We start from the raw sequence: 26,462 nt of genomic DNA on the forward strand, positions 1-26,462 counted from the left end.
CCACGGGGCTCGTCAGCCGGCGGCCTCCCAGAGCTCGAGCGGGAGCCCCTCCGGGTCGTGGATCCGTACGAAGCGCCCGTACTCGGTGTCCCACTCCGGTCGGCGCTCCACCTCGGTGCCCGAGGCCTCGAGCCGCGCCACCGGGTCGTCGAGGCCGGTCACGCGCAGGTTCAGCATGAAGGGGCTGTCGGCGGGGAAGTACCCGCTGTCGGCCGGGAACGGCGCGAACACGGTCGCACCCGCCTCCTGCTGCCACACCGTGTCCGACCCCGCGTCGATCCCGAGGTGCTCGCGGTACCACGCGGCGCGACCCTCCGGGTCGCGACTGCGGAAGAAGAGCCCACCGATCCCGGTCACCGTCACGGTCCGCACCGTCCCCGCCGACACGAGCGGACGGGAGGCACGTGGCGGGCCCGCCACGTGCCTCCCGTCCGGCCGTCGGTCACGGCTCCAGCACCTTGCGGTACCACCGGTCCGCGTAGGGGTCCGTGTTGAAGGGCGCGACCCGCTCGAATCCCGAGCGCTCGTAGAGTGCGCACGCCTCCGCCAGCGCGGCGCGGGTGTCGAGGCGGAGCACCGCGACGCCCTGTTCTCGGCAGGCGGCCTCGACCGCGCGCAGGAGTGCGGCGCCCAGGCCCTTCCCGCGGTGCGTCGGCGACACGAAGACCTTCGTGAGCTCCGCGACGTCCCCGAGGAACCGCGCACCCGCGCACCCGACGGCGTGGCCTCCGTCGGACGCGACCAGCAGCACGCCGGTGGGCTCGACCAGGTCGCCGAACGGTTCATCGGCGAGCGCCTCGTCGACCTCGGCCTCGCTCGCGGTCCGGCCGTGCCAGCGGGAGGCGACGTCGGTCAGGTAGGCGCGGACGATCGTGCCGGCGACGGCGTCGGAGGGGCTGACCCGCGCGATGGTGACCACGTGGGGAGCGTAGGGGACGTGCAGACTGGGCCGATGGACCCGTGCCCGTTCTGCCGCATCATCGAGGGCTCCGCACCCGCCGTCTGGGTCGAACGCGAGGAGCACGCCGTCGCCTTCGCTCCCCTGCCCGACTCGGCGATCGCGCCCGGGCACACCCTCGTCGTCCCGGTCGAGCACACCCGGGACCTGCTCAGCGCCGGGCCGGTCGCCCTCGCCGCGACGACAGCGCTCGCGCAGCGGGTCGCCCGGGCGATGCGCGGCGCACTGGGGGCCACGGGCACGGTGCTGCTGCAGGCCTCCGGGGCGGATGCCGGCCAGAGCGTCGAGCACCTCCACGTCCACGTGGTTCCCTGCTGGCCGGACGACGGCTTGATCCACTGGTCCTCGCCGCCGTCGGCCCACCGGTTCGACGGGGACCCGCACGCGGCCCTCGCCGAGATGTTCGAGTAGCCGGGGGTCCGCGTCGCGGGGGTTCGTTGCCCAGTCCCGTCCCGTCGGGTGAGCAGACGACGTCGGGTGGGGCCGGGCGACCCGACGTCGTCTGCTCCATCGACGGCCGCCCAGGGCCCGCGCGGCCGTACGATCGGACCGTGTCCCGCTCCGGCAAGCCCTTCGCGCAGTTCGCCACGCGGCTGCCCGACGGCCGCACCGTGGTGGAGGTGACCGTGTTCGACCCGTTCATCGTCTCCGTCGTGCTCGTCGCGGACGGCAAGCGGGACGCGCTGGACCGTGTCCGGGCGCTCGGCGGCCGCGACGTCCACGTGTCGAAGAGCTTCCACCCGAGCGGCGGCGCCGTCGAGGCACTCCTGCGCGGCGGGGAGGACGGGGTGTTCGCCCCGGAGCCGGTCGACGGCACGTGGCTGCCCCTGTCGGAGCTCCCGGCGTTCCTCGACGGCACCAGCCGCTGGCTCGTCCGGTACGACTCCGGCGCCTTCAACCGCTCGTTCGTGGCCCCGCCGCCCGTCGAGTGAGCAGACGACGTCGGGTGTGCTCGGGCGACCCGACGTCTTCTGCTCCATCGACGGCCAGGCCAGGCCCGGCCCGGCCCCGGCGCCCGGCCCCGGCGCCGGCCCCGGCGCCCGGCCCCGGCGACGAGACGCCGCTCACCCTGCGCGAGACCTCAGCACATCCGCCGGACCCCGCCAGCCGGTCCGGAGCACCGTGGGGGGCACCACGACCCCGCCCCACCAGGAGGAACCATGCTGCTCGAGGGCAAGACCATCGTCGTCACCGGCGGCAACAGCGGCATCGGCGAGCAGGTCTGCCTCGCCGCCGCAGCCGAGGGCGCGAACATCGTCATCGACTACGTCGCCCACCCCGAGGAGACCGAGTCCCTGATCAACCGCATCGAGCACGCGGGCGGTCACGCGGTCGGCGTCGACGCGGACATCACCCGCGCCGACGACCTGCACCGGATGGTCCAGAAGGCCGTCGACGCCTTCGGCTCGCTCGACGTCCTCGTGAACAACGCCGGGATCGAGGACCGGAAGTCGCTGCTCGAGGAGACCGAGGACGGCTACGACAAGGTCATGTCCGTGAACATGAAGAGCGCGTTCTTCGGCACCCAGGCGGCCGCGAAGCAGTTCATCGCGCAGGGCAACGGCGGCCTCGTCCTGAACATCTCGAGCGTCCACGAGGACTGGCCGATGCCCGGCAACCTGGCGTACTGCGTCGCCAAGGGCGGCATGCGCATGCTCGCCCGGAGCGGCGGCGTCGAACTCGGCCCGCACGGCGTCCGGATCGTGAACATCGCCCCCGGCGCCGTCGACACCCCGATCAACACGGCGACGACCTCGGACCCCGACAAGCTCAAGCAGCTCGATGACGCCATCCCGCTCGGTCGACCCGCGAAGCCGCACGAGATCGCCGAGGTGGTCGTCTTCCTCGCCTCCGGCAAGGCCGCCTACATGACGAGCACCACCGTCACGATCGACGGCGGCATCTCGCAGGGCAGCGTCGGTCTGTAGACGGGACCGCACGACGGACGGGAGGATCGTGGCGGCGCCGCCACGATCCTCCCGTCCGTCCCGTGGCGCGTCAGCGCCGGCGTCGGGTCAGCGCAACCAGCGGTACTCGTACTCGGGCCGACCCGGCCCGCTGTGCCGTACGTCCTTGTCGACCTGGCCGGCGGCGATCAGGTGCTCGAGGTACCGCCGCGCGGTGACGCGCGAGGTCCCCGTGGCCTGCGCGACCTCGGTGGCGGACGCACCTCCGTCGACGCTGATCAGCACGGACCGGACCGTCTCGAGCGTCTCCGGGGCGATGCCCTTCTCCGACTCGGCCGGCGCAGCCGGTCGCAGTGTCCCGAGCCGCGCGTCGATGTCCGCCTGCGTGAGCGACCGCCGGTCCTCGAAGCCCCGGCGGTACTCGCGGTACGTCGTGAGCCGGTCCGCGAAGGTGCGGAAGCTGAACGGCTTGACGAGGTACTGCACGATCCCGAGTGCGATCGCGTTCCGCACGCCCCGGACGTCGTTCGAGGCGGTGACGGCGATGACGTCGACGGCGGAGCCGGCGGTGCGCAGCGCGCGGACGAGCTGGAGTCCGTGCGCGTCGGGCAGGTTGAAGTCGAGCAGCACCAGGTCCGGCTTCTCCGCTGCGACCGCGGCGAGCATCTCCCGACCGGTGGCCGCGGACGCGACGACGGTGAAGCCGTCGACGCGGCCGACGTACGCGGCGTGGGCCTCCGCGGTGAGCGGCTCGTCCTCGACGATCAGGACGCGGATCGTGTCCGTCACGCGGCCACCTGCCGCGGCTCGAGGTCGACCACGAAGGTGCTGCCGGTCGGGCCGGAGTCGACGGTCATCGTCCCGCCGATGTCGGCGAGCGCGGAGCGGACGAGGTCGAGTCCGAGGCCGCGCCCCTCCGGCCCGGACGGCTTCGTCGACCAGCCCCGCTCGGCGGCGGCGGCGACGTCGGCGATGCCGGGGCCGTTGTCCGCGACGACCATCCGGGTGCGTCCGTCGTCCTGCGTCGTGACGGTGACGTCGACCCGTGGCCCACCCGGACCGCCGGGGTGCTCGGCCACCGCGTCGACGGCGTTGTCGACGAGGTTCCCGAGCACCGTGATGACGTCGCTCGCCGGCGCGGCCACCGGAGCGTGCAGGCCGTCGGTGTCGGCCACGAGCACGACCCCGCGCTCGTGGGCCTGCGCGCGCTTGGCGTGCAGGACGGCGGCGAGGACCTCGGGCGTCACGGCCAAGGGGCCGTCGTCGGGGTGCCCTTGCGGAGCCGGTGCTTCCACCCCATGCCGGTCGACCTGGTGCCGGTCGATCTGGTGCCGGTCGATCTCGTCGGATGCGAACCGGATCGCCTCGTCGACCCGCCCGAGCTCCAGCAGGGCCACGACGGTGTGCAGCCGGTTCGCGAACTCGTGCGTCTGCGACCGGAGCGCCCCGGTGAGCGTCCGCGTCGCCGAGAGCTCGCCGGACAGGTGCAGCAGCTCGGTCTGGTCGCGGATCGTCGCGACCGTGCCGATCGGCTTCGCGGAGCCCCGCGGGAACGCCAGCTCCTGGTTCACGACGAGCACCCGGTCCGCCGTCACGTGGGTCTCGTCGACGGCGAGGGCCCCCGACGCAAGCAGCGTGCGGAGCCCGTCCGGGACGTCGAGCGCGGCGAGCGGGATCGGCTCCTGACGCTCGGCGGGCGGGGGCAGGTGCAGGAGCTCGGCGGCGCGGTCGTTGTGCAGGACGACGGCCCCGCTCCGGTCGATCACGACGAGTCCCTCGTGCACCGAGTGGAGCACGCCCTCGTACGAGGCGAAGACCCGCGCGAGCTCCTCGGGCCCGCGGCCGGCGGTCACCCGGCCGAGGTACCGGCTGAGCAGCCACGAGAAGATCGCGGACACGGCCACCACGGCCAGGGCCAGCACCGCGACGGACCCGAGCCGCGGGACGAGCGCGGTGGAGATGTTCGCGACGGTGACGCCCGCGGCGACGAGCCCGACGACCTTCCCGTCCTGGTCGGTGATCGGCGTGACGGCCCGGACGGAGGGGCCGAGCGTCCCGGCGAACGTCTCCGTGAAGGTCTGCCCGTCCAGCGCCGGGGCGATCGTCCCGCGGAACGGCCGACCGATCTCGGCACGGTCCGGGTGCGTCCACCGGGTGCGGTCCGGCGCCATGATCGTGATGAAGTCCGTGTGCGTGCGGCGCATCAGGTCGAGCGCGTAGGGCTCGAGCCGCGCCGAGGGATCGGCGGTGGCCGCCTGCTCGACCACGAACGGGTTCCGGGCGATCGACACGGCGAGCGCGGTGCTCTTCTCGGCGGCGTCGGCCTGCAGGTCCGCCCGCGCCGATGCCCAGCTCCACGCGCCGCCCACCGCGACGCCGACCACGACGAACAGCAGCTGCAGCGCGAAGAGCCGTCTGGCGATGCTCCACCGTCTCGGTGCCACGGTCCGACCCTCCTCGCCTCGTCGCGGGACCACCATTCTGCGACACCGCACGGCGGTGTGGGGGCATCCGTGAACGCAATGAACGCAAGTCACGCCCGGCCCACGGTCCGCGGCAGGGTGGGCCCGTCCCCCCGGGGAACGAGCCGACCGAGGTGACGACGCCCCGGTCCTGACGACAAGGAAGTCTCATGGCATCGACGCACTCGTCCACCGCACGCCCCGTCCGGCGGCGCGGGCTGGACCGTTCGCACTGGCTCTACATCGCGGTCATCGTGGCCGTGCTCGCCGGCATCGTGGTCGGGCTCACCGCCCCGACGTTCGCGGTCGGCCTCAAGCCCATCGGGGACGGCTTCATCGCCCTCATCAAGATGATGATCGCCCCCGTCATCTTCTGCACGATCGTCCTCGGCGTCGGCTCGATCGCCAAGGCGGCGACGGTCGGCAAGGTCGGTGGGCTCGCGCTCGGGTACTTCATCGCGATGTCCACGTTCGCCCTCGCGATCGGCCTGGTGGTCGGCAACCTGATCCACCCCGGCGACCACCTCGACATGTCCAAGGCGACGTACGAGCTGCCCGCGGGCACCGAGGAGAACGCGTCGTCGACGTCCGGGTTCCTGCTCGGGATCATCCCCGCGACCCTGGTGTCGTCGCTCACGAGCGGCAGCATCCTGCAGACGCTCTTCGTCGCCCTGCTCGTCGGCTTCGCGCTCCAGGCGATGGGCGAGAAGGGTGCGCCGATCCTGACCGGGATCCGGCATCTGCAGGCCCTGGTGTTCCGCATCCTCGCGATGGTGATGTGGGTCGCGCCGGTCGGCGCCTTCGGAGCGATCGCCGCGGTCGTCGGTGCCACTGGTGTCGCGGCGCTCGTCGCGCTCGGCACGCTCATGGTCGCCTTCTACATCACCTGCATCGTCTTCGTCGTCGGGGTGCTCGGGCTCCTGCTCCGGCTCGTCACCGGCGTCAACATCTTCCGGCTCATGAAGTACCTCGGCCGCGAGTACCTGCTCATCGTGTCGACGTCCTCGAGCGAGGTCAGCCTGCCCCGCCTCATCGCGAAGATGGAGCACCTCGGCGTCTCGAAGCCCGTCGTCGGCGTCACCGTGCCGACCGGCTACTCGTTCAACCTCGACGGCACGGCCATCTACCTGACGATGTCGTCGCTGTTCATCGCGAACGCCCTCGGCACCCCGCTGAACATCCCGGAGCAGATCTCGCTCCTGGTCTTCATGATCATCGCCTCGAAGGGTGCGGCGGGCGTCACCGGCGCCGGCCTCGCGACCCTCGCCGGCGGTCTCCAGGCGCACCGTCCCGACCTGGTGAACGGCGTCGGGCTGATCGTCGGCATCGATCGGTTCATGTCCGAGGCCCGCGCCCTGACGAACTTCACCGGCAACGCCGTCGCGACCGTCCTGGTCGGCACCTGGACGCGCCAGATCGACAAGGAGCAGGTCGAGCGGGTGCTGTCCGGTGCCGCGCCGTTCGACGAGCGGACGATGTCCGCCGACGAGCACGGCGCACCGGCCACGTCGGCGTCGGCGTCGGCGTCGGCGGCGGACCAGCAGGAGCGCATCTCGACCGAGGCCGTCCGCACCATCGTCGAGCCCGAGCGCCAGGCCGCCACCCGCCGGTAGTCCCCCCCGACACGAGGAGATCGACGATGATCACGAACCCCAACCACACGACGCCCGCCCCCGCCACCGTCCCCGGCTCACCCCGTGTCGCCTTGGAGGCGTGGGTCGCCCGGGTCGCGTCCCTCACCTGCCCCGACGCCGTCGTCTGGTGCGACGGGTCACCGGACGAGACCGCTCGCCTCACGCAGCAGCTCGTCGACGAGGGCAAGCTGATCGCCCTCGACCCGGAGCGCCGACCGAACAGCTACCTCGCCCGCTCGGCGCCCGACGACGTCGCACGGGTCGAGGGTCGGACCTTCACGTGCTCCCGCACCCCGGAGGACGCCGGCCCGACGAACCTCTGGCGGGACCCGGACGCCATGCGTGCGGAGCTGGACGGCCTGTTCGCCGGGAGCATGCGCGGCCGGACGATGTACGTCGTGCCGTTCTCGATGGGTCCGGTGGGCGGTCCCATCTCGCAGCTCGGGGTCGAGGTCACCGACTCGGCGTACGTCGTGCTCAGCATGGGCAAGACCACGCGCCTCGGGCCGGAGGTGCTCCGCGCGATCGGGGCCGGCGTGCCGTGGGTCGCGACCGTGCACAGCGTCGGGATGCCCCTGCGCGACGAGGCCGGCAGCGAGCGGCCGGACGTGGCGTGGCCCTGCGCCGAGACGAAGTACATCGTGCAGTTCCCCGAGACGCGGGAGGTCTGGTCGTACGGCTCGGGCTACGGCGGCAACGCGCTGCTCGCGAAGAAGTGCTTCGCGCTCCGGATCGCGTCGGTGATGGGCCGCGACGAGGGCTGGCTCGCCGAGCACATGCTCCTCATCCGGTTGACCTCGCCGGAGGGCCGGGCGTTCCACGTCGCAGCGGCGTTCCCGTCGGCCTGCGGCAAGACGAACCTCGCGATGCTCCAGCCCGCGCTGCCCGGGTGGTCCGTCGAGACCATCGGCGACGACATCGCCTGGCTGCGCCCGGCTCCCGACGGCCGGCTCCACGCGATCAACCCCGAGGCGGGACTGTTCGGCGTCGCACCCGGTACCGGCGCCGACACGAACCCGGTCGCCGTCGAGACGATCGCCGCCGACACGATCTTCACGAACGTCGCCCTGACCGACGACGGCGACGTCTGGTGGGAGGGTCTGACGCCGGAGCCGCCCGCGCACCTCGTCGACTGGACGGGTGCGGACTGGACCCCGGCCAGCGGGACCCCGGCCGCGCACCCGAACGCCCGGTTCACCGTCGCGCTCGACCGCTGCCCGTCGCTCGCGGCCGACGTCGACGCAAGCGTGCCGATCGACGCCGTCGTGTTCGGCGGCCGACGCTCGACGAACGTGCCGCTCGTGGCCCAGGCGCCGACGTGGGCCGAGGGCGTGTTCATGGGCGCGACCGTGTCGTCCGAGCGCACCGCCGCGGCCGAGGGGACGGTCGGCGAGCTCCGCCGCGACCCGTTCGCGATGCTGCCGTTCTGCGGCTACGACATGGCCGAGCACTGGTCGCACTGGCTCGACATCGGCGAGCAGCTCGGCGCCGGGGCCCCCGCGGTCTTCCAGGTGAACTGGTTCCGCAAGGACCAGGACGGCAGCTTCCTGTGGCCGGGCTTCCGCGAGAACGCCCGCGTGCTGGAGTGGATCGCCCGCCGGGTCGAGGGCGCCGTCCCCGCGGTCGAGAGCCCGGTCGGCCTGCTCCCCGACGTCGCGGACCTCGACGTGCGGGGGCTCGCGATCTCGGACGCGCAGCTCGACGCCCTGTTCGCCGTCGACCCGGACTCGTGGCTCGAGGAGTGCCGCCGCACCGAGGAGTTCCTCGACGAGTTCGCCGGCCGCTCCCCCGCGGTCTTCACCGCCGTCCTCGACGAGCGGCGGGCAGCCCTGCACGCCGCCGCGGCCGCCCCCGCCCGCACCCCGCAGGTCGTCTGATGGCGACCTCGCCCAGCACCACACCCAGCGCGCAGCCCAGCGCGCCGCCGTCCGCGGCGGACCGCGCACGACTGCAGCGCGCCTGGACCGACAAGCTCGCCGCCGCCGAGGCGATGGTCCCCCTCATCGGACGCCTGTACCGCCGGGACGACGTCGTCACCTCGGTCTACGGCCGGCCCCTCGTCGGCGAGTCCCCGATCGGGATCGTCAAGGCGCACCGCTCCACGCGCCGGGTCGACGAGACCGAGCTCCCCGTGACCGAGAGCCTGGCGATCCTCACCGAGCTCGACGCCATGACCCTGTCCTCGGCGTCCGTCGACCTCGCCGACCTCGCCGCCCGCCACCGTGCCGATCCGCTCGGCACGCCGCTCCGCGAGTTCCTCGAGGACGAACTCTTCCTCGCCCGCGGCGCCGCACCGCACGACGGCCCCGACGGTCCCCGCCCCGCCCCGCGCGACGTCGTCCTGTACGGCTTCGGGCGCATCGGCCGGATGCTCGCCCGGATCCTGCTCGAACGCGCCGGCGAGCACGCGCCCCTCGCGCTCCGCGCCGTCGTCGTCCGTCGCCGTGGTCCCGACGACCTGGTGAAGCGCGCGAGCCTGCTCCGCCGGGACTCGATCCACGGCCCGTTCGCCGGCACCGTCACGGTGGACCCCGAGCACGACACGATCACCGCGAACGGCACGCTGATCCAGTTCCTCTCGGCGGACGCCCCGAGCGCGGTCGACTACCGCGCCCACGGCATCGAGGACGCGATCGTCGTCGACAGCACCGGCCGCTGGCGGGACGCCGAGGGCCTCGAGCAGCACCTGCTCGCCCCCGGAGCCGCCCGGGTGCTCCTCACCGCCCCGGGCACGGGCGGGGTGCCGAACGTCGTGCACGGGATCAACCACGACCAGGTCGGTGACGCCCCGGTCGTCAGCGCGGCCTCGTGCACGACGAACGCGATCGTCCCCGTCCTCAAGGCGGTGTCCGACGCGTACGGCGTCGTGCACGGCCACGTCGAGACCGTGCACTCGGCGACGAACGACCAGAACCTCGTCGACAACTACCACCCCGCCGACCGGCGCGGTCGGGCGGCGGGATTGAACATGGTCATCACCGCCACCGGTGCGGCGCGCGCCGCCGAGAAGGCCCTGCCCGAGCTGCGGGGTCGACTCACCGGCAACGCCGTCCGCGTCCCGACGCCGAACGTGTCGCTCGCGGTCCTGCACCTGACCCTCGCCCGGCCCGTCACGCGCGACGCCCTGAACGGGCTGCTCCGCGACGCGTCGCTCACCTCGTCGCTCCGCCGCCAGATCGACTACGTCGAGTCCCCCGAGGTCGTCTCGACGGACTTCCTCGGCAGCCGCCGCGCGGGCGTCGTCGACGGGCTCGCGACGATCGCGGACGGCTCCGAGCACGTGGTCCTGTACGTCTGGTACGACAACGAGTCCGGCTACAGTCGGCAGGTCCACCGGATCCTGCAGGAGATGGCGGGTGGCCGTCCGACGGCACTCCCCGCCACCCCGGCCGGGAGGCGCGCAGCAGTCCGCCCCGCTGCTCCGGCGGGCGCACTCACCGCTCCGGAGCAGCCCGTCGCGACCGCCGCCCGTCCGGGCGAGTAGGTTCTGGCGCACCGAGCCAGCACCGCACGATGAGGACACGATGGCAGCCACCCACAACGCGCAGTTCGTCCGTGGGCCCTCCGAACCGGCGTCCGCCGCCGGCGAGCCGGAGGCAGCGAACGCCGACACGATGTTCTGACGTGGCGGAGCACCTGCAGGCGGTCGTGTTCGACCTCGACGGGACGCTCTTCGATCACCGCGCTGCGGCGAGGACCGGTGCCACTGCGTTCCTCACGCACCTCGGGTTGCCCGCCTCTGCGCCGGCCCTGGGGCGGTGGGCAGCTGCCGAGGACGAGCACTTCGAACGGTGGCGGTCGGGCGAGATCGGGTTCGCCGAGCAGCGGCGGGAGCGTCTGCGCACGGTGCTGCCGGCGCTCGGACACCCACTCGACCTCGACGACACCGCGGCACTCGACGACCTGTTCGCGGACTACCTCCGGCGGTACCGAGCCGCGTGGCGAGCGTTCCCCGGGAGCCGCGACCTGCTCGACGAACTCCGGTCCCGTGGGTACCGCCTGGGGCTCCTGACCAACGGCGACGCGGAACAACAGTGCGACAAGCTCGCGCGGACCGGGCTCAGCGAGGCCTTCGACGTCGTCCACGCGTCGGGGCGGACGGGCCTGCAGAAGCCGGACGAGCGGGCCTTCACCGGGATCGCGCGCGCCCTCGGGTTCGCCCCGTCCGCATGCCTGTTCGTGGGCGACGACCCCGAGCGGGACGTCGCCGGTGCCCGTCGGGCCGGGATGCGGGGGCTGCTCGTCGACCGCGAGGCCACCAGCCCGGACGCCGTGCGGGTGGCCGTCCTCAGCGCCCTGGAGCCGGGCCGCCCCGTACTGTTCGAGGCGTGACCGACTCGCTGCTGCACACGCTCGTCGGCGTGCTGCTGCTCGTGGCGGTCGCCATGGCCGTCCTGCTCGCGACCCGGGCCGAGGCCCCGTGGGCACCCGCCGTCGCGATCCTGCGCGGCGCAGCGCAGCTCGCGGTGATCAGCCTCGTGCTGTCCGGCATCATCCGCTCACCCGTCCTGATCGCCGTCGCGCTCGTGGTGATGTTCTCCGTCGCGGTGGTCACGGCTGCCCGACGGCTCGGCACGCTGCGCGAGTCCGCGCTCCCGGTCGGTGTCTCGATGGCCATCGGCATCGTCGTCACGGGTGCGGTGGTGTTCGGCACCGGGGCGATCGAGCTGAGCCCGCGGTACGCGCTGGCCGTCGGCGGGATCGTGATCGGCAACGCGATGACCATCGCGACGATCAGTGGTCGCCGCTTCCGCGAGTTGCTCGTCGACCAGTGGGACACCGTCGAGGGGTGGCTCGCGCTCGGCGCTCCCCCGCGCCGTGCGACCGAGACCCTGGTGCGCCGTGCCGTCAGTGCAGCACTCGTCCCGACGGTCGACCAGACGAAGACGACGGGACTGGTGACCCTGCCTGGCGCCTTCGTCGGGGCGGTGTTCGGCGGGCTCTCCCCGCTCGAGGCCGGGCGCTTCCAGATCGTCGTGCTCGCCGCCATCGCGACCGCCGGGGCCTGCACGGCCGTGTGCCTGACGCGGTGGCTCGCCCCGGTGACCGTGCGCCCGACGGACGGGCGTCGCTGACGCACCGCGATCCTCCAGGCCGGCGCGGACCCGGCCGATCTGGGGGTTGTGGCGCAGTGGACCGAACGGTTCACTCGGAGGGACGCCGTACCCCGGTGAGAAAGGGAGACCCCGTTCCATGCGTTCGATCGTGTACACCAGCACGCAGACCCGTCCGATCACGGACACCGAGCTCGCCCAGATCCTCGCGGTCGGCCGCGAGAAGAACACCGTGCTCGGGGTGACCGGCATCCTGGCGCACAAGGGCGACAACTGCCTCGGCATCCTCGAGGGCGACGACGCCGTCGTCGGTGCGCGCTTCGAACAGGTCCGCACCGATCCGCGGCACACGAACGTGCGGGTCCTCATGGACGAGTCGATCGAGCGGCGGGCCTTCCCGGACTGGTCGATGGCGTTCCAGCCGATCGACCCGCTGATGGAGCATGTCCCAGGGTTCAGCGACCTGTTCGCACCCGGCCGTCCGCTCGATCCGGCCGCGGGCCTCAGTCGCGCTCGCGGTCTGCTCGAGTGGTTCCGGAAGCACCCGCTCGCGCCCCTGACGAGCCGGAGCGCCGACGCGGACGAGGCACCGCGCACGCGGGCGATCAACGGTGCGATCCTCGCGCTCCACGACGGCGGGGTGACGCGGTTCAGCCTCGAGGTCGCCGCAGCGCACGCCGGGATGACCCCGACGGAGGTGCGCGCAGCGTTCCCGACCGAGCGCGCGTTGCTCGCGGCCACGGTGGAACGGTGGACCCTGGCGATCTCGACGCCGCTGACGCCACTGATGGCGGAGAAGGGAACGGTCGCGTACCTGCACGCGCTCCTCGCGGCGCAGACCGAGGAACCGGGGCTCGTGGAGCTCCTCGCCGCGAGTCTCGTCTCCGCGGCGGACCCGACGGTCGACGGGGCCGACTACTACCGATCGATCTACCGCCGCTTCCGGGAGTCCGTCCGGAACGGACTCGCGGAGGACGTGCGCGCGGGTCGCGAGCCGGAGACGATGGACCCGATCCGCGGTGCCGAACAGCTCCTGGCCCTGTACGACGGGCTGCGGCTGCAGGCGCTGCTCACCACCGACACCGACCTCGTCGACGCGTTCGACCGGGCTGCGACGCGGATGCGTCGTGGCTGGTCGGAACAGTACGAGCAGCCGACGTACTGGGACATCCCGGTCGCCGGGGCCCGAGGGTAGCGCAGTCGCCGGGCGTCTCCACCTCGCCGACCCAGCCGTCGTCCGCGCCGCCGTGGCGCTCCACCATGTCGAACACCTCTGTCGCGGTGGCTCGCCCCGGTGACCGTGCGCCCGCCGGACGAGCGTCGCTGACGCACCTCGATCCTGCCGTCCTGCCGTGGCGGCGAGCGGCCGGTCGCTCTGCCGTGCAGCGTGGGATGGTGGGTCCGGGCACGACAACGTGCTGGGCACGGCGCTGACCAGCAGCGCGGACCGGGCGACGGGGGGGGGGACCACATGACGCACCAGGGCAACGAGCGGAACGGCGTGACCGACTTCCGGACACGTCGACCGGCTGTCAACGCCGCCGTGTGCTGGGTGGCCGCTGTCGCGTCGCTCGTCCTGGCGGCGGCCTGGATCTGGGTGGCGACGACCGAACCACCGCTGTCCGGCCCGGCGGTCGCACACCTGGCCCTCGCGGCGATCGGCGCGGCCATCGCGGTCGCGGCTCGACGGTTCGCCGTCGGCCCGACGACCGCGCCGCGCCCCCGGACGTTCCAGGCGCTCACGATCGCGGCGTTCCTGACCGGTTTCGCCGATGCCGCCCTCGGCATCGTCTCGGGCGCGGTCGGCAGCTCGGTCAGGGCGATCGCGGCCGGGATCATCGTGTTCGTCCTCGGCGCCGGGGTCGCGCTGCAGGGGGCGCTCCTGTACGGGGCGGCCGCGGGGCGAGCGAGCGCGCAACAGCCCCGTCCACGCGCCTGAGCTGCCGGAGCGCAGCCGGCGCGACGCCAGCGGCTGGACGGCGCCCGGTCGGCGTGCGACGCTGGGGCCCCGACACGCCGTCGTGTCGGTCGAGGGGGACACCATGACGACCACGTCCGAGACCACCACCCGTCAGCACCCGAACCGGATCGCCGCGCGGCTCGGCACCGGGGTCCTCGTCGGCCTCGTCACCGTGTACGTGGTCGCGGTGATCGCCACGGCACCGCTCGGCGGCGGCTCGACCACGAACCCACTTGTGCTCGCGGGGCTCGCCGTCGTGGGCGCGGCCGCCGTGGCCGTGGGCACGCGCTGGCCGACGGTCGGCACCACCGCAGGGGCCGTCGTGCTCCTCGTCACCGTGTTCGCGGTCACGCAGCGGATTGCCTGGACGACCGGGACCACGCAGTGGTGGAGCCCGACGGACGCCGTCGGGTACTCCGCGGTCAGCGCGTACCCCGCGATCGTCGGCGCGGCGCTCGTGGCCGCGTCGGTCGTGCGCGGGCGCCAGCGGGACACGACCCCGGACCTGTGACCCACCTCACCTCCCGGTAACCCCACCGCCCCGACCCGTTCACGGACGGGACCGGCGACGTCGGCACGCTGCTCCGCGGGCCGCCCGGACGACCGGACGACCGACATCGCTGCCCCGTCCCCGAGGAGACCCGTGTCCCGCCGTCCCGCCCGCTCGTCCGCGTTCCTCCGCGCGAGTTCCACCGCCGTCGCCGCTGCCGCCGTCCTCGGCGCAGTCGCCTTCTCGTCCACCGCCGCCCACGCCGACGCCGGTGCCCAGCCGGCACTGACCGCGCAGGACCACGCCATCACCGACGTCCCCGGGATGGTGAACGGTCGCGAGCTCGGTGCCTTCACGGGTCTCGGCGGGCAGCGGGTGGACGCCTCCCGCCTCATCCGCTCGGAGTCGCTGGACAAGGTCACGGCCGCCGGCGCACAGACGCTCGCGAGCAAGTACCACGTCGACCTCGTCATCGACCTGCGCACCCCCACGCAGGTGGCCGCGAAGCCCGACGTCGCCATCCCGGGCGCGAAGGACGTCGACATCTCGATGTTCGGTGCCGACGGCAACTACAGCGACGACACCGCGATGTACCACGACCTCGTCGACAAGGGCTACGTCGACGCATCGGACCGCGGACCGATGATCAGCGCGTACGCGCAGGTCCTGCAGATCCTCGCGACCCACACCAGCGGCACCGTGCTCATCCACTGCTCGCACGGCATGGACCGCACGGGCACCGTGGTCGACCTGCTCGACCGCGTCCTCGGCGTCGACAGCGCGGACATCCTGCACGACTACCTGCTCTCGAACACGCAGCTCGGTGTGACGTGGGCGACGCCCGCGCTGCTGCAGGGCACCTTCGAGAGCGACATCGCGACCAAGTACGCCGGCATGGACTCCTACCTGTCGAAGACGATCGGCGTGACCCCGGCCGAGGCGGCGGCCCTGCGGAGCCGCTTCCTCGTCTCGAACGACGCCTCCGCGTCGGCGATCACCGTCGACGGTGTCACCGTCCCGCTCGCCGCCGCGTCCTCCGGTGCGGGCGCGACCGTCACCGCGCCGGTCGCGACGCTCACGAGCGGCGACGTGCACGTCACGACGACGAACGCGGCAGCCCGCTCGACCGTCGACGTGCAGGGCGACACCGCCGTCGTCACGGTCACGGCCGAGGACGGCACCACCACCGGGACCTACCGGGTGACCGTCGCCCGCCCGACGCTGACGCTCGCGGCGCACGGCACGCTCACGCCCGGGTCGACCGTCACCGTCGACGCCGGTGGCATGACGCCCGGTTCCGTGTACGAGGTCGTCGTGCACTCGACGCCGCAGGTCCTCGGCCACGTGACCGCGGCCCAGGACGGCTCCGTCCGCGCCTCGGTGACGCTGCCCGCCGACCTCGTCCCCGGTGCACACACGCTGTTCCTCGCCGACGCAGCCGGCGACGCGGTCAGCGACCCGCTCGCCCTCACCGTGACCGCCACCATCACGGCGTCGACCACGACGGGTGCGACCTCGACCGGCGCGACGACCACGGCAGCGGTCGGGCCGTCGGTCGCGACGGGCGGCACGGTCGTCGGCGGTCGGGACGACGCCCCGTGGCTGGCCCTCGGCGGTCTCGGCGCCCTCGTCCTCGGCGGCCTCGGCGCGTTCCGGCTCCGCGCGCGCCTCCGGACGGGGCGCTGAGTGCCGAGCACAGCGCAGCGACGGCGGTGGGGCGTGGGCCTCACCGCCGTCGCGGGGGCCGCGGCGGCTGCGATGATCGCCGTCGCGGGCGTCGAGCTCCTCACGCCGCACCCGCACGGCTCCGGTACGACGTCGAGCGTCGACCTCGCCGGCAACGCCGTGCAGCTCGACGGTCCGCCGCCGCCGGCAGCGGCCTCGGCGACGCCGTCCGGGCACGGTCGCTTCGTGGTGCCCTCGGTCGGGCTCGACGTTCCGCTCGGGGCACTGGACGTCGCCGACGGGGTCATCGAACCGCCCGGGTCCACGTCCGCGTACTGGGTCCGCAACCTCGGCGTCGAGCCGTCCGCGGCCTCTCGTGGCACGGTCTTCGTCGCGATGCACTCGCTGCGCGGCGGGGGTGTCGGTCCGGGCAACGCCCTGATCGACGTCGCCGACGGACGGGCGCGGATCGCCGCCGGTGCCACGATCACGGTCGACGACGTCACCTACCGCGTGACGCGCACCGAGACCGTCCGGAAGGGCGACATCGCAACGGACGCGACCGTCTGGGCGGACACTCCCGACCGCCTCGTCGTCGTCACCTGCCTGCAGCGGCCGGACGGTCGACCCTCGGTCGACAACGTGGTGATCGAGGCGACGCGCGTCTGAGGCGGCACGCGACCGCAAACCGGACGGGAGGCGCGGTGCCAGCTGGCACCGCGCCTCCCGTCCGTCCTGTGGTCGCGTCTACCGGACGGCCACCACCCGCACGTCCCAGGCCCCGAGCGACAGCTCGGACCCCGCCGCGAGCGCCCCGCCGTCGAGGACGTCCTGGGCGTCGACCGGCACGGTGAAGGTGCTCGGCGGCAACAGGGCCTCACCGGACCAGCTGACCGTGCCGTCATCTCCTGGGTCGGCTACTCGACACCGCCGCAACCCGTCATCCAAGGGCAACTCGACTTCGGCGTCCTCGGCACGAAGTACGCGAGGGACGGCAGCGAGAAGCTCGCGAACGCGCTGCGCGGGCTGAAGGCGTCGCGCGGAGACGACTCGTACTCGAACAACATCGTCGCCCACTCGTACGGTTCGACCACCGCTGCGTACACGCTGACGAAGCCGGACATCCACGTCGACACCTTCACGACGATCGGCTCGGCAGGCCTCCCCGACTCCGTCGACAACGCATCGGACCTTCACGCGGACCACGTGTACGCCGGACAGGCCCAGAACATCTGGGTCTTCGAGCCAGGACGAGGCGACCGATGGGCACAGACCGGCAGGCTGAGCTGGTCACACGGTCAAGATCCCACCGACCCCGACTTCGACGCCACCGCGTTCGGAACGGACGGCGTCCCCGGCGACGACGAGAAGCTCTCCGTGGACGACCACAACGTCCACACCAAGGAGATGCGGGGGTACCTGGACCCCGACACGGAGCCGCTCTACAACATCGGGCAGGCCACGACGGGCCACCCTGAGGCGATGACCAAGCACGAACCCAAGGGGATGACGTGGTACGAGAAGACCGTGCTCAAACAGATGCAACAGGTCCCGTGACGGCGCGACGATCGCAACCGGCGTCGGTGACGGCGCTGTTGGTCGGGTCCGCACTCATCCTGGCGGCCTGCGCCCACGACCCTGGAGAACCCACCATGAAGCCTTCGGAAGCGAAGCAGTCCGTGATCGAATTCGTCGAGCAGTCGACGACCGCCGCCGGCGGCACCTGGGAGCACCTCAGCGGTCCCGGCGTCCGAGAGTGCGAGCAAGACTCCGGTGCACCCGGCACGATGTTCGTCTACGTCATGAAGCGGGCTGACACCTCTGGCGCTGATGCCCGAGTCGACGTGCAAGCGGTGAGCAAGCACTGGCGGGACGCCGGAGTCGACGTCGACGAGTACCAGAGCGGTGGCCCCGACCCGGTACCGGGAGTCCGCGGGCGCGGTGGGCCGGTCGTGTCGGCGAGCTTCGACGCCTACCCGGGGAACTACCAGATGTCGGCGACGTCGAAGTGCTCCGACGGGATGCCCGACCAGCAGCGACTCGAGAACTGACAGCGGCCGCCGCGGTGCGGGACAGGAGCGGTCATCGACCGTCCACGATCGCGTCCGCGTGCTCGACGATCCAGTCCATCAGGGGCACGAGCCGCTCGGCCAGCTCCTGCCCGGCACCCGTCAGCGAGTAGTCGACCCGCGGCGGCACCGTCGGCTGCACGTCCCGGTGCACGATGCCGTCGTGCTCCAACGTCCGGAGCGTCGAGGCGAGCATCTTCTCGCTCACGCCCTCGATCGTCCGGCGCAGCGCACCCCACCGCACCGGCCCGTCCCGCAGTGCGAGCAGGACGAGGACGCCCCACCGGCTCGTGACGTGACTGAGCACCACTCGCGTCGGACACGCCGCGGGGAACCGGACCGGTCCGTCCGCAGGGGTGTCGTGCGTTCCGTCCGGGACCGCGATTCCGACGTCCATGTCAGTACCGTACGGAGAAGTGCCTCCTTCCGGCCAGTGCACGCCCGACCTACCGTCGTCGCCATGCAGCCCACGACGAAGCACCCGCTGACGAAGCACCGCACCCGCCGCCGCGCCGCCCTCGTGGGCGGCGCCGCCCTGGTCACCGGCGCCGCCCTGCTCGCCGGACTCGGCGTCCCCGCGACCGCCAGCGCCGCACCGGACGTGACCCGCGCCTCCCGGTCGGCCACGATCGCCGACGGCGGGACCACCGCCTCCCGTCTCGACACCGCGACCGAACGCCGGAACCGCTGCGCGGTCGTCACGCTCCTGACCCGGACGTTCGTGGACCCGACCAGCCCAGCGGCCCGCCGCCTGGCGCAGACGCTCGTCGCCCCGGAGGCCGTGACGCACACGAACGGGGCGAGCGCCGGCCCCGCCGGGGTCCTGGCCGAGTTCGCCGCCGACCGCGCCCGCGTCCCCGGCGCCCACGCGGTCGTGAAGCACGTCGCGGCGGACGGTGACCTGGTGGCCGTGCACTGGCAGGTCGCACCCGACATCCACGACGAGCGCCGTGGGGACGCGGCAGTGGACCTGTTCCGGCTGCGGGACGGCCGGGTCGTGGAGCACTGGTCCCTCGACCAGGCCATCGCGACGGGGAAGCCCGCCAGCGGCAACACGAACACGATGTTCAGCGACCTGTACCGCCCGGCGCGACCGACGCCGCCCCCGAGCGAACGCCAGGAGGAGCGCAACCGGACCTTCGCGGTGTCCGCCTACGACACCCTGTTCCGGGACCACGACGTGTCCGTCCTCGACCGCGACTTCGACCCCGCGTACCTGCAGCACAACCCCGTCGCGCCGAACGGGACGGCCGCCCTCGAGCAGCTGTTCGGCAGCGGCGCGCAGTTCCCCGCCCAGCAGTCGGTCATCTCGCTCGCGGACGGCGACCTGGTGTGGACGTTCTCGCAGCCGGTCGGGGCGGCACCGGACGCGCCGCTGCTCGCGGCCGACCTGTTCCGCGTCGACGGCGGGCTGATCCGCGAGCACTGGGACGTGGTGCCGACGAGCTGAGCGCCGGGAGCTGGCGCAGGCGCGCCGAGCGTGGTCCCGGGGGCGCGCACCGCGCCCGGGACCGCGCTCGGGTGACGGTGGGAGGATGGCGACGATGCACACCAAGTTCGCGGTGATCGGCGACAGCTTCGCCGAGGGGGTCGGCGACGAGTGGCCCGACGGCTCGCCCCGGGGGTGGGCCGACCTCGTGGCCGGTGGCCTCGCCGCTGCCTCCGACCGCACGTGCACCTACGCCAACCTCGCGATCCGCGGCAAGCTGCTCGCGCCGATCCTCGACGACCAGCTTCCCGCCGCCCTGCGCCTCGGGCCGGACCTGCTGAGCATCAGCGGCGGCAACAACGACATCCTGCGCCCGCGGGTGTCGATCGCCGCCAACGCCCGACGCATCACGGCCGGACTCGACGCCGCCGTGCGCACCGGCACCGACGTGCTCTTCGTCACCGTCGCGGACATGACCCGGCACCTGCCGCTCGGCCGGCTCATCCGCCGACGCGGGGACGAGTACGCGGACCACATCCGGTCATGGGCGGACCGGCCGAACGTCACCGTGGTCGACAACTGGACGGACGCGGGGTTCCACGACCTCGCACTCTGGGCGCCGGACCGGCTCCACCTCAACACCCTCGGCCACCGGCGGGTCGCGGCGAACGTCCTGACCGCCCTCGGCGTCCCCGCGCCGACCTGGGACGGGGCCGTCCGGCTCGCGGAGCGTGCGTCCACGATCGAACACCTCCGCGTCCACGTCCTGCCGTGGGTCGGCAGACGCCTCACCGGACGGTCGTCCGGGGACGGGCGGACCCCCAAGAGCGCGACGCTGGGTCCGGTCCGCGAGTAGGGAACCGGCCTGGAGGCGCGACCCAGGTGACGGACGCAGGTCGCGCCTCCAGGCCGGCCACCACCCACACGGACGACGCAAGCCCGCCTGCCGGGCCGCCGCCCGCCGGGCTCAGCCCAGCGGCTCGACCCCGTAGCTGACGACCACCGCACGCAGCTCATCCAGGTACGCCTGCGCCTGCACCGTGAGCGGCACCGACGCGTGCGCGATCCACCCGATCTCGATGCGCTCGTCGACGTCGAGCGGGATGGCGACGATCTCCGGGTCCAGGTCGTCGCTGATCAGCCCCGTCGAGATCGTGTACCCGCCGAGACCGATCATCAGGTTGAAGATCGTCGCCCGGTCCGACACCCGGATCTCCCGCTTGCTCGACATCGTCGACAGGATCTCCTCGGCCAGGTAGAAGGAGTTGTTCGCGCCCTGGTCGAACGTCAGTCGGGGCAGGTCGGCCAGGTCCTCGAGCGTCGCCCGCTCCCGCGACGCCAGCGGGTTCCGTCTGGCCACGAAGATGTGCGGCTGCGCCACGAACAGCGGCGTGAAGACCACCCCGGCGTCGCGCATGAGCTTCCCGAGCACCTGCCGGTTGAAGTCGTTGCGGTACAGGATGCCGACCTCGCTGCGCAGGGTACGGACGTCCTCGATGATGTCCCACGTGCGGGTCTCCCGGAGCGAGAACTCGTACTCGTCCGCGGCCGCCGCCTCGACCATGCGGACGAAGGCCTCCACCGCGAAGGAGTAGTGCTGCGCGGAGACGCCGAGCAGCCGCCGCGAGGCCTGCCGCCCGACGTAGCGCTGCTCGAGCAGGGAGACCTGCTCGACGACCTGCCGGGCGTACCCGAGGAACTCGACCCCGTCGACGGTGAGCACGACCCCTCGGGCCGACCGGGTGAAGAGCGGGCGGCCGATCCGGGTCTCCAGGTCCTTCATCGCCGCGGACATCGTCGGCTGCGAGACGTAGAGCAGGTCGGCCGCGGCGGTGATCGACCCCTCCGTCGCGACCTCGATGAAGTACCGGAGCTGCTGCAGGGTGATGTCGTTCGACACGCGGGCCATAGGCAGAGGCTATACCGCCGCATAGCAACTACGGATTACCTGATGACCCGCGCCCGCGGTCATGATCGGGGGATGGCGAACGACCTGACCTTCCGGATCACCCGGACCCGCTTCGACGAGGACTACTCCCCCGCCGACAGCTCCCGGCTGACCACGAACTTCGCCAACCTGGCGCGCGGTGAGCACCGCCAGCAGAACCTCCGGAACGCGCTCGGCATGATCGACGAGCGGGCGAACGACCTGGCCGCGCCGTCGGCGTCGGCGGCGGCGACGTCGGCGTCGGCGACGGCGACGTCGGCTTCGCACGCGTCGTCGGCGTCGCCTGCTGGTGTCACGCGTCGCTACGCGGTCGAGCTCGACATCGTCTCGGTCACCGCCGAGTTCGACGACGGGGCGACCGACGTCGCGTTCCCGCTGCTCGAGATGCTCGACGTCACGATCGTCGACCAGCACACCGGCGAGCGCCACCACGGCATCCTCGGCAACAACTTCTCGTCGTACCTGCGCGACTACGACTTCTCCGTGCTGCTGCCCACGCTCGACAAGTCCGCCGGGATACCCGCCGACTTCGGGCAGCTGCACGGCCGACTGTTCCAGCGCTTCCTGGAGTCCGACGCCTTCCGGTCCGAGTTCGACCAGGAGCCCGTCGTCTGCATCAGCGTCTCCACGAGCCAGACCTACCGCCAGACCGCGACGGTCCACCCCGTGCTCGGCGCCGAGTACGCGCACGAGCACTCCTCGCTGACCGACGACTACTTCGGCCGGATGGGCATGCAGGTCCGCTACTTCATGCCCCCGGGTGGCAAGGCCCCGCTCGCGTTCTACACGCGCGGCGACCTGCTGCACGACTACTCGGACCTGCAGCTCATCGGCACGATCGCGACGATGGAGACGTTCCAGAAGATCTACCGCCCGGAGATCTACAACGCGGACGTCGTCGCCCCGGCCACCTACCGCCCGACCCTGGAGCACACCGACTTCGCCGTGCCGCCCGTCACCTACGACCGCGAGGAGCGGAGCCGCCTCGGCGTCACGCAGGGCCGCTGGACCGAGGAGCACCTGGTCAAGCCACACCGCGAACTCCTGGCACGTCTCGCCGCCGACACCGCCGTCCCGACCCGTTGAACGACTGGAACCCCGCCCGCATGAGCACCCTCCTCCCCACCGCCATCGTCGGCAGCCTGCCGAAGCCGTCCTGGCTCGCCGAGCCCGAGCGACTCTGGTCCCCCTGGCAGCTCGAGGGCGACGCGCTGACCGAGGGCAAGCAGGACGCCCTCCGCTCCGCCGTCCACGAGCAGGAGCGCCGAGGCATCGACATCGTCAGCGACGGTGAGCAGACCCGCCAGCACTTCGTCACCACGTTCATCGAGCACCTGGACGGCATCGACCAGGAGCGCAAGGAGACCGTCCGCATCCGCGACCGGTACGACGCCGCCGTGCCGACCGTCGTCGGCGCGGTCAGCCGTCCGGAGTCGGTCTTCGTCGAGGACGCGAAGTTCCTCCGCGCGCAGACCGACCGGCCGATCAAGTGGGCGCTCCCCGGCCCGATGACGATGATCGACACCCTGTCGGACCAGCACTACAAGAGCCGCGAGAAGCTCGCGTGGGAGTTCGCCACGATCCTCAACCAGGAGGCCCGCGAGCTCCAGGACGCCGGCGTCGACGTCATCCAGTTCGACGAGCCCGCCTTCACCGTCTTCCACGACGAGGTGCAGGACTGGGGCGTCGCCGCACTCGAGCGCGCTGCCGAGGGGCTGCACGCCGAGACCGCCGTGCACATCTGCTACGGCTACGGCATCGAGGCGAACAACCGGTGGAAGGAGACCCTCGGCGCCGAGTGGCGGCAGTACGAGCAGTCCTTCCCGCTCCTGCAGCAGTCCTCGATCGACATCGTCTCGCTCGAGTGCATCCACTCCCACGTCCCGCTCGAACTCGTCGAGCTGATCCGCGGCAAGAAGGTCATGCTCGGCGCGGTCGACGTCGCCACCGAGACCGTCGAGACCCCGGACGAGGTCGCCGAGGTGCTCCGCCGGGCGCTCGAGTTCGTCGACGCGGACAAGCTCATCCCGAGCTCGAACTGCGGGATGGCGCCGCTGGCGCGGGGTGCGGCGCTCGGGAAGCTCAGTGCGCTGTCCGCGGGTGCGGACATCGTGCGCGCGGAACTGGCGAACGTCGCGGTGCCGGCTGGGCGGTAGCGGCGCGGCTCCAGACCGGCCTGGAGGCTCGGCTCGGCCCCGACGGGCGGGTCACGTCCGTCAGTCCTGCCCGTCCAGGCTCATCCGGTCGAAGTCGCCCACGAAGCACTGCGAACTGCTGTCGATCGTGTAGCCGCGGGGGTCGGCGCGGAAGTCCGACGAGCTCACCGGGCCGCCCCTACCCCGGACGCCGAGGATCGGGTCCTCGCCGCCGGTCTGGTAGCGCTCGGTCGTGACCCCGAGGTCCTTCCAGTGCTGCTCCACCGCCCCGACGTCGGCCTTCGGGTCGGCGCTCGCGGACCGGACCACGGCGTAGACGTACCGGACGCCACCGACCCCGGGGGCGAGGCCGCACTTCCCGAGTCCCGGACCCTCGCTCGGTTCCCAGCCGTCGCCGACGACGTCGGTGGACTCCTCGACGAACGTGACGACGGACTGCTTCGCCTGCTCAGGGGTCTTCCCGATGCCGGCGCTGCAGCCGGTGAGCACGACCGCGGCGAGCAGCGCCACTGCGGTGGCTCGGAGTCCGGTGACGGCCCTCCACCGAGCGGGTTCCGCGCGGGAGTTCCTCGCAGACCGGTCGGCGTCTGCGAGGGACTCCCTCGTCCGGAGATCAGCGCTGCCGGACAGGGTCGCTCCACCTCGGGAACGGCTCCGAGACACCCGGTTCGGATGCATCGGGGAAGTCGGCGGGGTCCCGCAGTGCGATCGCCTTGATGAGCTCCGAAGCATCGTGTGCCCAGAACGCCTCGCTGTACACGCCGAGCGAGTACTGCCCGTTCGGTCGCACGTTCCAGGTCACCCACCATCCGTCGCCGGTGTCGGCCCGGACCTCGTGATCCGTACCGACCTTCGCGCTGCTCCCGCGCCACCCTTCTTCGTCGAAGTAGCGCTGCATCGGCTCGAGGTCCTGCGCCGCGCCGGTAGCACCCTCCGGTTCGATGATCCGCACGGCTCGGAACTTGTAGGAGTTCTCCGCGGTCGCACCCTCCGGCGCCTCGCCGAACGCGTCATCGCCTGCGGGCAGAGGACGGACGTCTCCGCCGTTCCAGTACCACGTGCCATCCGAGATCTGTCGTTGTGCGGCTGCGAGCACGGCCTGCCCGTGCTCGTACCGCTCGCCAGCCAGCTCGAACTCGTCCTGCAACGAGAGATCGGCTACCTGCGCCTGCGTCCTGCCTGCCGCGTCTCGCGCGTCCTGTCCGCCTCCGCCGTCCGAGGCGCATCCGGTCGTCGCGAGCACCACGGCCGCGAGCACGGTCACGATCGCGCCGCGCGGTCGGGGACGGGAGCGATGCATTCGCAGGTCCCCGGACGTCCCGTCTGCAGCAGCGATGGGGGCGTCGTTCGCCCTGTCATCGAACACCGTCGTCACGCACACCCCCGTGTCGCTCGCAAGCTGGTTCCCGACACTACTCAATGACCGACGCGCCCGTCCGTCCAGCTGCCTCGACCTCGACGGGTCGGTCGCGTTGATCGGGATCATGCGTCTCTCGCGCGCAGCGCTTCCCGTTCGACGAGCGCCGCCGCGATCGCATCGGCCGCGTACGGTGCCTTCGCGAGCGTGTGCACCACGGCGGTCACTCCCGCTGCCCGGGCGATCACCGCCCCCGCGGCCCGGACTTCGCCGTTGATCCAGCGAGTGCCCTCGTCGCGCTGCCAGCTGACCGTGCGGGAGGGCGGTGCACCCGGTTCCAGCGCCCAGTCGGCGTAGCGGCAGAGGTCGTCAAAGGTCGACCAGAGCCCGCCGGCCGCCGCGAACGAGGACGCACCCAGCGCCCACGGCGAGATCGCGCGACCGAGGAACCTCGGCATGATGCGCTCCGATGCAGCCGGCACCAGTGTCGCGGAATCGATGCCCGCCGGCCGCAGGACCTGCTCCTGCACGGCGTCGAACCAGCTCCCGTACGCCGCGTCGAGGACCGCCCCGAGGAGCGCGTACCCGAGGTTCGAGTACACGTACTGCCCCCTCGGCGTCAGGGGCACCGCGGTCGTCAGGTCCAGCGGCACCCCGACGGCCGGTCGGTACGGGTCACGGACGAGGCTGTCACGGATCGTCGGTGGTACCCGGGCCAGCCCGGAGGTGTGGCGGACGAGATCACCGACCGTCATCTCACTGTCGGGCACGCCGGGCAGGTACGACGCGACCGGCCGTTCGAGCTCGAGCGTGACCGCGGCCGTCGTCCCGACGAGCCCCTTCGTGATGCTCCCCCACTCGAGCAAGGATGCCTCGGCGTACCGTCCGGCGGGCTCGCGGACGGACTGCCAGCCGTCGGTCGTCCGAACGCTCGCCCGCCATTGACCACGTGGAACATTGCCGTTCATGTACCAGCACGTTAGCGTCGTCACCATGCCTGGAGCAATGGTGTCCACACTCGTCATCGAGATCGGTGGAGCGGTCCTCGTGATGTGGTTGACGTGGCGAGCTGCGAACGGGCAGCTGGGCCGGAACGACCTCGCCGGCATCCGGACGCGGGTCACGATGTCCAGCGACGAAGCCTGGCGGACCGGGCACCGAGCGGCGCTGCCCCCGACGCTGATCTCGGGCGCGATCACGATCCTCTGCTGCGCGGTGTGCATCTTTGTGCCCGCGCTCCGCACCCCCGCGTCGGTGATCGTCATGTCGGTCATCCTCCTGGGCGGCGCACTCCTCTCCATCCCTGCAGCCCACCGCGCGGTACGTCGAGCGGAATCCGAGGACTGATGCGGCGACGGACCTGACCGACCTCC

At 72.4% G+C, this 26,462-nt stretch carries 30 protein-coding genes and 1 pseudogene; 21 read left to right on the forward strand and 10 right to left on the reverse strand.

Annotated elements, in window-relative coordinates:
- Positions 1 to 12: 12 nt before the first annotated feature.
- Together HUN58_RS01625 and HUN58_RS01630 are read right to left on the reverse strand one after the other, a co-directional pair.
- Complete coding sequence (locus tag HUN58_RS01625) at positions 13 to 363, reverse strand: VOC family protein (RefSeq protein WP_180224716.1); 351 nt, start codon at positions 361 to 363, stop codon at positions 13 to 15.
- A 79-nt stretch (positions 364 to 442) separates the two neighbouring features.
- Complete coding sequence (locus HUN58_RS01630; protein ID WP_180224715.1) at positions 443 to 919, reverse strand: GNAT family N-acetyltransferase; 477 nt, start codon at positions 917 to 919, stop codon at positions 443 to 445.
- 33 nt (positions 920 to 952) lie between these two features.
- Here HUN58_RS01630 and HUN58_RS01635 point away from each other — a divergent pair, with 33 nt between their 5' ends.
- The 3 genes from HUN58_RS01635 (at position 953) to HUN58_RS01645 (ending at position 2,886) form a co-directional block, all read left to right on the forward strand.
- Positions 953 to 1,369, forward strand: coding sequence for an HIT family protein (locus tag HUN58_RS01635; RefSeq protein WP_180224714.1), 417 nt, complete (start codon positions 953 to 955; stop codon positions 1,367 to 1,369).
- Between the two features lie 140 nt (positions 1,370 to 1,509).
- Positions 1,510 to 1,890: a hypothetical protein gene (locus HUN58_RS01640; RefSeq protein ID WP_180224713.1), complete on the forward strand. Its 381-nt coding sequence runs from the start codon at positions 1,510 to 1,512 to the stop codon at positions 1,888 to 1,890.
- Positions 1,891 to 2,118: 228 nt separating this feature from the next.
- Positions 2,119 to 2,886 carry an SDR family NAD(P)-dependent oxidoreductase gene (locus HUN58_RS01645; protein WP_180224712.1) on the forward strand — a complete coding sequence of 256 codons (768 nt, stop codon included), beginning with the start codon at positions 2,119 to 2,121 and terminating at the stop codon, positions 2,884 to 2,886.
- Between the two features lie 87 nt (positions 2,887 to 2,973).
- Here HUN58_RS01645 and HUN58_RS01650 read toward each other — a convergent pair whose 3' ends face one another.
- On the reverse strand, positions 2,974 to 3,654 hold the full coding sequence (locus tag HUN58_RS01650) for a response regulator (RefSeq protein WP_180224711.1): 681 nt from the start codon (positions 3,652 to 3,654) through the stop codon (positions 2,974 to 2,976).
- A complete protein-coding gene (locus HUN58_RS01655; RefSeq protein WP_254631593.1) occupies positions 3,651 to 5,309 on the reverse strand; it encodes an ATP-binding protein in 1,659 nt (552 codons plus the stop codon). The genes HUN58_RS01650 and HUN58_RS01655 overlap by 4 nt, the downstream gene beginning before the upstream one ends.
- A 188-nt stretch (positions 5,310 to 5,497) precedes the next feature.
- Here HUN58_RS01655 and HUN58_RS01660 point away from each other — a divergent pair, with 188 nt between their 5' ends.
- From HUN58_RS01660 to HUN58_RS01700, 10 genes are all read left to right on the forward strand, one after another.
- Positions 5,498 to 6,940, forward strand: a complete 1,443-nt coding sequence (locus tag HUN58_RS01660) for a cation:dicarboxylase symporter family transporter (protein WP_180224709.1) — start codon at positions 5,498 to 5,500, stop codon at positions 6,938 to 6,940.
- 26 nt (positions 6,941 to 6,966) lie between these two features.
- Positions 6,967 to 8,838 (forward strand): phosphoenolpyruvate carboxykinase (GTP), encoded by a 1,872-nt coding sequence (locus HUN58_RS01665; protein ID WP_180224708.1) that lies wholly within the window; start codon positions 6,967 to 6,969, stop codon positions 8,836 to 8,838.
- On the forward strand, positions 8,838 to 10,445 hold the full coding sequence (locus tag HUN58_RS01670) for a glyceraldehyde-3-phosphate dehydrogenase (protein ID WP_180224707.1): 1,608 nt from the start codon (positions 8,838 to 8,840) through the stop codon (positions 10,443 to 10,445). Before HUN58_RS01665 ends, HUN58_RS01670 begins: the two co-directional genes overlap by 1 nt.
- A 140-nt stretch (positions 10,446 to 10,585) precedes the next feature.
- The gene (locus tag HUN58_RS20390; protein ID WP_167510142.1) at positions 10,586 to 11,293 is read left to right on the forward strand and encodes an HAD family hydrolase; all 708 of its coding nucleotides are present in this window, start codon (positions 10,586 to 10,588) and stop codon (positions 11,291 to 11,293) included.
- Positions 11,290 to 12,036, forward strand: a complete 747-nt coding sequence (locus HUN58_RS01675; protein WP_141862811.1) for an ABC transporter permease — start codon at positions 11,290 to 11,292, stop codon at positions 12,034 to 12,036. Before HUN58_RS20390 ends, HUN58_RS01675 begins: the two co-directional genes overlap by 4 nt.
- A gap of 118 nt (positions 12,037 to 12,154) precedes the next feature.
- A complete protein-coding gene (locus HUN58_RS01680; RefSeq protein WP_180224705.1) occupies positions 12,155 to 13,210 on the forward strand; it encodes a BLUF domain-containing protein in 1,056 nt (351 codons plus the stop codon).
- A gap of 276 nt (positions 13,211 to 13,486) precedes the next feature.
- Positions 13,487 to 13,954 (forward strand): hypothetical protein, encoded by a 468-nt coding sequence (locus HUN58_RS01685; protein ID WP_141862815.1) that lies wholly within the window; start codon positions 13,487 to 13,489, stop codon positions 13,952 to 13,954.
- Positions 13,955 to 14,057: 103 nt separating this feature from the next.
- Positions 14,058 to 14,486: a hypothetical protein gene (locus tag HUN58_RS01690; protein ID WP_141862817.1), complete on the forward strand. Its 429-nt coding sequence runs from the start codon at positions 14,058 to 14,060 to the stop codon at positions 14,484 to 14,486.
- A 132-nt stretch (positions 14,487 to 14,618) separates the two neighbouring features.
- Positions 14,619 to 16,151, forward strand: a complete 1,533-nt coding sequence (locus tag HUN58_RS01695; protein WP_141862819.1) for a tyrosine-protein phosphatase — start codon at positions 14,619 to 14,621, stop codon at positions 16,149 to 16,151.
- Complete coding sequence (locus HUN58_RS01700; RefSeq protein WP_141862822.1) at positions 16,152 to 16,799, forward strand: class F sortase; 648 nt, start codon at positions 16,152 to 16,154, stop codon at positions 16,797 to 16,799. It begins immediately after the preceding gene.
- 78 nt (positions 16,800 to 16,877) lie between these two features.
- Here the strand turns inward: HUN58_RS01700 and HUN58_RS20880 are convergent, their stop codons facing one another.
- Positions 16,878 to 17,000 carry a hypothetical protein gene (locus tag HUN58_RS20880; protein WP_257222048.1) on the reverse strand — a complete coding sequence of 41 codons (123 nt, stop codon included), beginning with the start codon at positions 16,998 to 17,000 and terminating at the stop codon, positions 16,878 to 16,880.
- 33 nt (positions 17,001 to 17,033) lie between these two features.
- On the opposite strand from HUN58_RS20880, the pseudogene HUN58_RS20995 reads away from it, so the two are divergent.
- The 3 genes and pseudogenes from HUN58_RS20995 to HUN58_RS01710 form a co-directional block, all read left to right on the forward strand.
- Positions 17,034 to 17,312: pseudogene (locus HUN58_RS20995) on the forward strand (alpha/beta hydrolase); the annotation flags it as partial.
- 24 nt (positions 17,313 to 17,336) lie between these two features.
- Positions 17,337 to 17,687, forward strand: a complete 351-nt coding sequence (locus HUN58_RS20400) for a hypothetical protein (RefSeq protein ID WP_254631594.1) — start codon at positions 17,337 to 17,339, stop codon at positions 17,685 to 17,687.
- A gap of 95 nt (positions 17,688 to 17,782) precedes the next feature.
- Positions 17,783 to 18,181: a hypothetical protein gene (locus HUN58_RS01710; protein WP_058741089.1), complete on the forward strand. Its 399-nt coding sequence runs from the start codon at positions 17,783 to 17,785 to the stop codon at positions 18,179 to 18,181.
- A gap of 31 nt (positions 18,182 to 18,212) precedes the next feature.
- On the opposite strand, the gene HUN58_RS01715 is transcribed toward HUN58_RS01710, so the two are convergent.
- Positions 18,213 to 18,596 carry a helix-turn-helix domain-containing protein gene (locus tag HUN58_RS01715; protein WP_141862828.1) on the reverse strand — a complete coding sequence of 128 codons (384 nt, stop codon included), beginning with the start codon at positions 18,594 to 18,596 and terminating at the stop codon, positions 18,213 to 18,215.
- 63 nt (positions 18,597 to 18,659) lie between these two features.
- On the opposite strand from HUN58_RS01715, the gene HUN58_RS01720 reads away from it, so the two are divergent.
- Both HUN58_RS01720 and HUN58_RS01725 read left to right on the forward strand, forming a co-directional pair.
- A complete protein-coding gene (locus tag HUN58_RS01720) occupies positions 18,660 to 19,649 on the forward strand; it encodes a nuclear transport factor 2 family protein (RefSeq protein ID WP_180224704.1) in 990 nt (329 codons plus the stop codon).
- 94 nt (positions 19,650 to 19,743) lie between these two features.
- Positions 19,744 to 20,484 carry an SGNH/GDSL hydrolase family protein gene (locus HUN58_RS01725; protein ID WP_254631595.1) on the forward strand — a complete coding sequence of 247 codons (741 nt, stop codon included), beginning with the start codon at positions 19,744 to 19,746 and terminating at the stop codon, positions 20,482 to 20,484.
- Between the two features lie 111 nt (positions 20,485 to 20,595).
- Here HUN58_RS01725 and HUN58_RS01730 read toward each other — a convergent pair whose 3' ends face one another.
- A complete protein-coding gene (locus tag HUN58_RS01730) occupies positions 20,596 to 21,537 on the reverse strand; it encodes a LysR family transcriptional regulator (RefSeq protein WP_058741093.1) in 942 nt (313 codons plus the stop codon).
- A 72-nt stretch (positions 21,538 to 21,609) separates the two neighbouring features.
- Between HUN58_RS01730 and HUN58_RS01735 the strand changes: the two genes are divergently transcribed.
- The gene (locus HUN58_RS01735; protein ID WP_180224702.1) at positions 21,610 to 22,662 is read left to right on the forward strand and encodes a putative oxygenase MesX; all 1,053 of its coding nucleotides are present in this window, start codon (positions 21,610 to 21,612) and stop codon (positions 22,660 to 22,662) included.
- 20 nt (positions 22,663 to 22,682) lie between these two features.
- Entirely contained in the window at positions 22,683 to 23,732 is a 1,050-nt protein-coding gene (locus HUN58_RS01740) for a methionine synthase (RefSeq protein ID WP_180224701.1), read from the forward strand.
- A 60-nt stretch (positions 23,733 to 23,792) separates the two neighbouring features.
- On the opposite strand, the gene HUN58_RS01745 is transcribed toward HUN58_RS01740, so the two are convergent.
- From HUN58_RS01745 to HUN58_RS01755, 3 genes are all read right to left on the reverse strand, one after another.
- Positions 23,793 to 24,242: a hypothetical protein gene (locus HUN58_RS01745; RefSeq protein ID WP_180224700.1), complete on the reverse strand. Its 450-nt coding sequence runs from the start codon at positions 24,240 to 24,242 to the stop codon at positions 23,793 to 23,795.
- A gap of 103 nt (positions 24,243 to 24,345) precedes the next feature.
- On the reverse strand, positions 24,346 to 25,218 hold the full coding sequence (locus HUN58_RS01750; protein WP_208745325.1) for a hypothetical protein: 873 nt from the start codon (positions 25,216 to 25,218) through the stop codon (positions 24,346 to 24,348).
- Positions 25,215 to 26,084 carry a serine hydrolase gene (locus tag HUN58_RS01755; protein ID WP_208745326.1) on the reverse strand — a complete coding sequence of 290 codons (870 nt, stop codon included), beginning with the start codon at positions 26,082 to 26,084 and terminating at the stop codon, positions 25,215 to 25,217. The genes HUN58_RS01750 and HUN58_RS01755 overlap by 4 nt, the downstream gene beginning before the upstream one ends.
- Between HUN58_RS01755 and HUN58_RS01760 the strand changes: the two genes are divergently transcribed.
- Positions 26,083 to 26,436 carry an SdpI family protein gene (locus HUN58_RS01760; RefSeq protein WP_180224697.1) on the forward strand — a complete coding sequence of 118 codons (354 nt, stop codon included), beginning with the start codon at positions 26,083 to 26,085 and terminating at the stop codon, positions 26,434 to 26,436. The genes HUN58_RS01755 and HUN58_RS01760 overlap by 2 nt on opposite strands.
- The last annotated feature ends 26 nt before the right edge of the window (positions 26,437 to 26,462 follow it).

The sequence above is a fragment of the Curtobacterium sp. Csp1 genome (assembly GCF_013347185.1).

Excerpts from the sequence above, each read along its gene's own strand:
- HUN58_RS01635 (WP_180224714.1), top strand. The coding sequence starts at position 953 with ATGGACCCGTGCCCGTTCTGCCGCATCATCGAGGGCTCCGCACCCGCC.
- HUN58_RS01645 (WP_180224712.1), top strand. The coding sequence starts at position 2,119 with ATGCTGCTCGAGGGCAAGACCATCGTCGTCACCGGCGGCAACAGCGGC.
- HUN58_RS01660 (WP_180224709.1), top strand. The coding sequence starts at position 5,498 with ATGGCATCGACGCACTCGTCCACCGCACGCCCCGTCCGGCGGCGCGGG.
- HUN58_RS01665 (WP_180224708.1), top strand. The coding sequence starts at position 6,967 with ATGATCACGAACCCCAACCACACGACGCCCGCCCCCGCCACCGTCCCC.
- HUN58_RS01670 (WP_180224707.1), top strand. The coding sequence starts at position 8,838 with ATGGCGACCTCGCCCAGCACCACACCCAGCGCGCAGCCCAGCGCGCCG.
- HUN58_RS01680 (WP_180224705.1), top strand. The coding sequence starts at position 12,155 with ATGCGTTCGATCGTGTACACCAGCACGCAGACCCGTCCGATCACGGAC.
- HUN58_RS01685 (WP_141862815.1), top strand. The coding sequence starts at position 13,487 with ATGACGCACCAGGGCAACGAGCGGAACGGCGTGACCGACTTCCGGACA.
- HUN58_RS01690 (WP_141862817.1), top strand. The coding sequence starts at position 14,058 with ATGACGACCACGTCCGAGACCACCACCCGTCAGCACCCGAACCGGATC.
- HUN58_RS01710 (WP_058741089.1), top strand. The coding sequence starts at position 17,783 with ATGAAGCCTTCGGAAGCGAAGCAGTCCGTGATCGAATTCGTCGAGCAG.
- HUN58_RS01715 (WP_141862828.1), bottom strand. The coding sequence starts at position 18,596 with ATGGACGTCGGAATCGCGGTCCCGGACGGAACGCACGACACCCCTGCG.
- HUN58_RS01720 (WP_180224704.1), top strand. The coding sequence starts at position 18,660 with ATGCAGCCCACGACGAAGCACCCGCTGACGAAGCACCGCACCCGCCGC.
- HUN58_RS01725 (WP_254631595.1), top strand. The coding sequence starts at position 19,744 with ATGCACACCAAGTTCGCGGTGATCGGCGACAGCTTCGCCGAGGGGGTC.
- HUN58_RS01730 (WP_058741093.1), bottom strand. The coding sequence starts at position 21,537 with ATGGCCCGCGTGTCGAACGACATCACCCTGCAGCAGCTCCGGTACTTC.
- HUN58_RS01735 (WP_180224702.1), top strand. The coding sequence starts at position 21,610 with ATGGCGAACGACCTGACCTTCCGGATCACCCGGACCCGCTTCGACGAG.
- HUN58_RS01740 (WP_180224701.1), top strand. The coding sequence starts at position 22,683 with ATGAGCACCCTCCTCCCCACCGCCATCGTCGGCAGCCTGCCGAAGCCG.
- HUN58_RS01750 (WP_208745325.1), bottom strand. The coding sequence starts at position 25,218 with ATGATCCCGATCAACGCGACCGACCCGTCGAGGTCGAGGCAGCTGGAC.
- HUN58_RS01760 (WP_180224697.1), top strand. The coding sequence starts at position 26,083 with ATGCCTGGAGCAATGGTGTCCACACTCGTCATCGAGATCGGTGGAGCG.
- HUN58_RS01755 (WP_208745326.1), bottom strand. The coding sequence starts at position 26,084 with ATGGTGACGACGCTAACGTGCTGGTACATGAACGGCAATGTTCCACGT.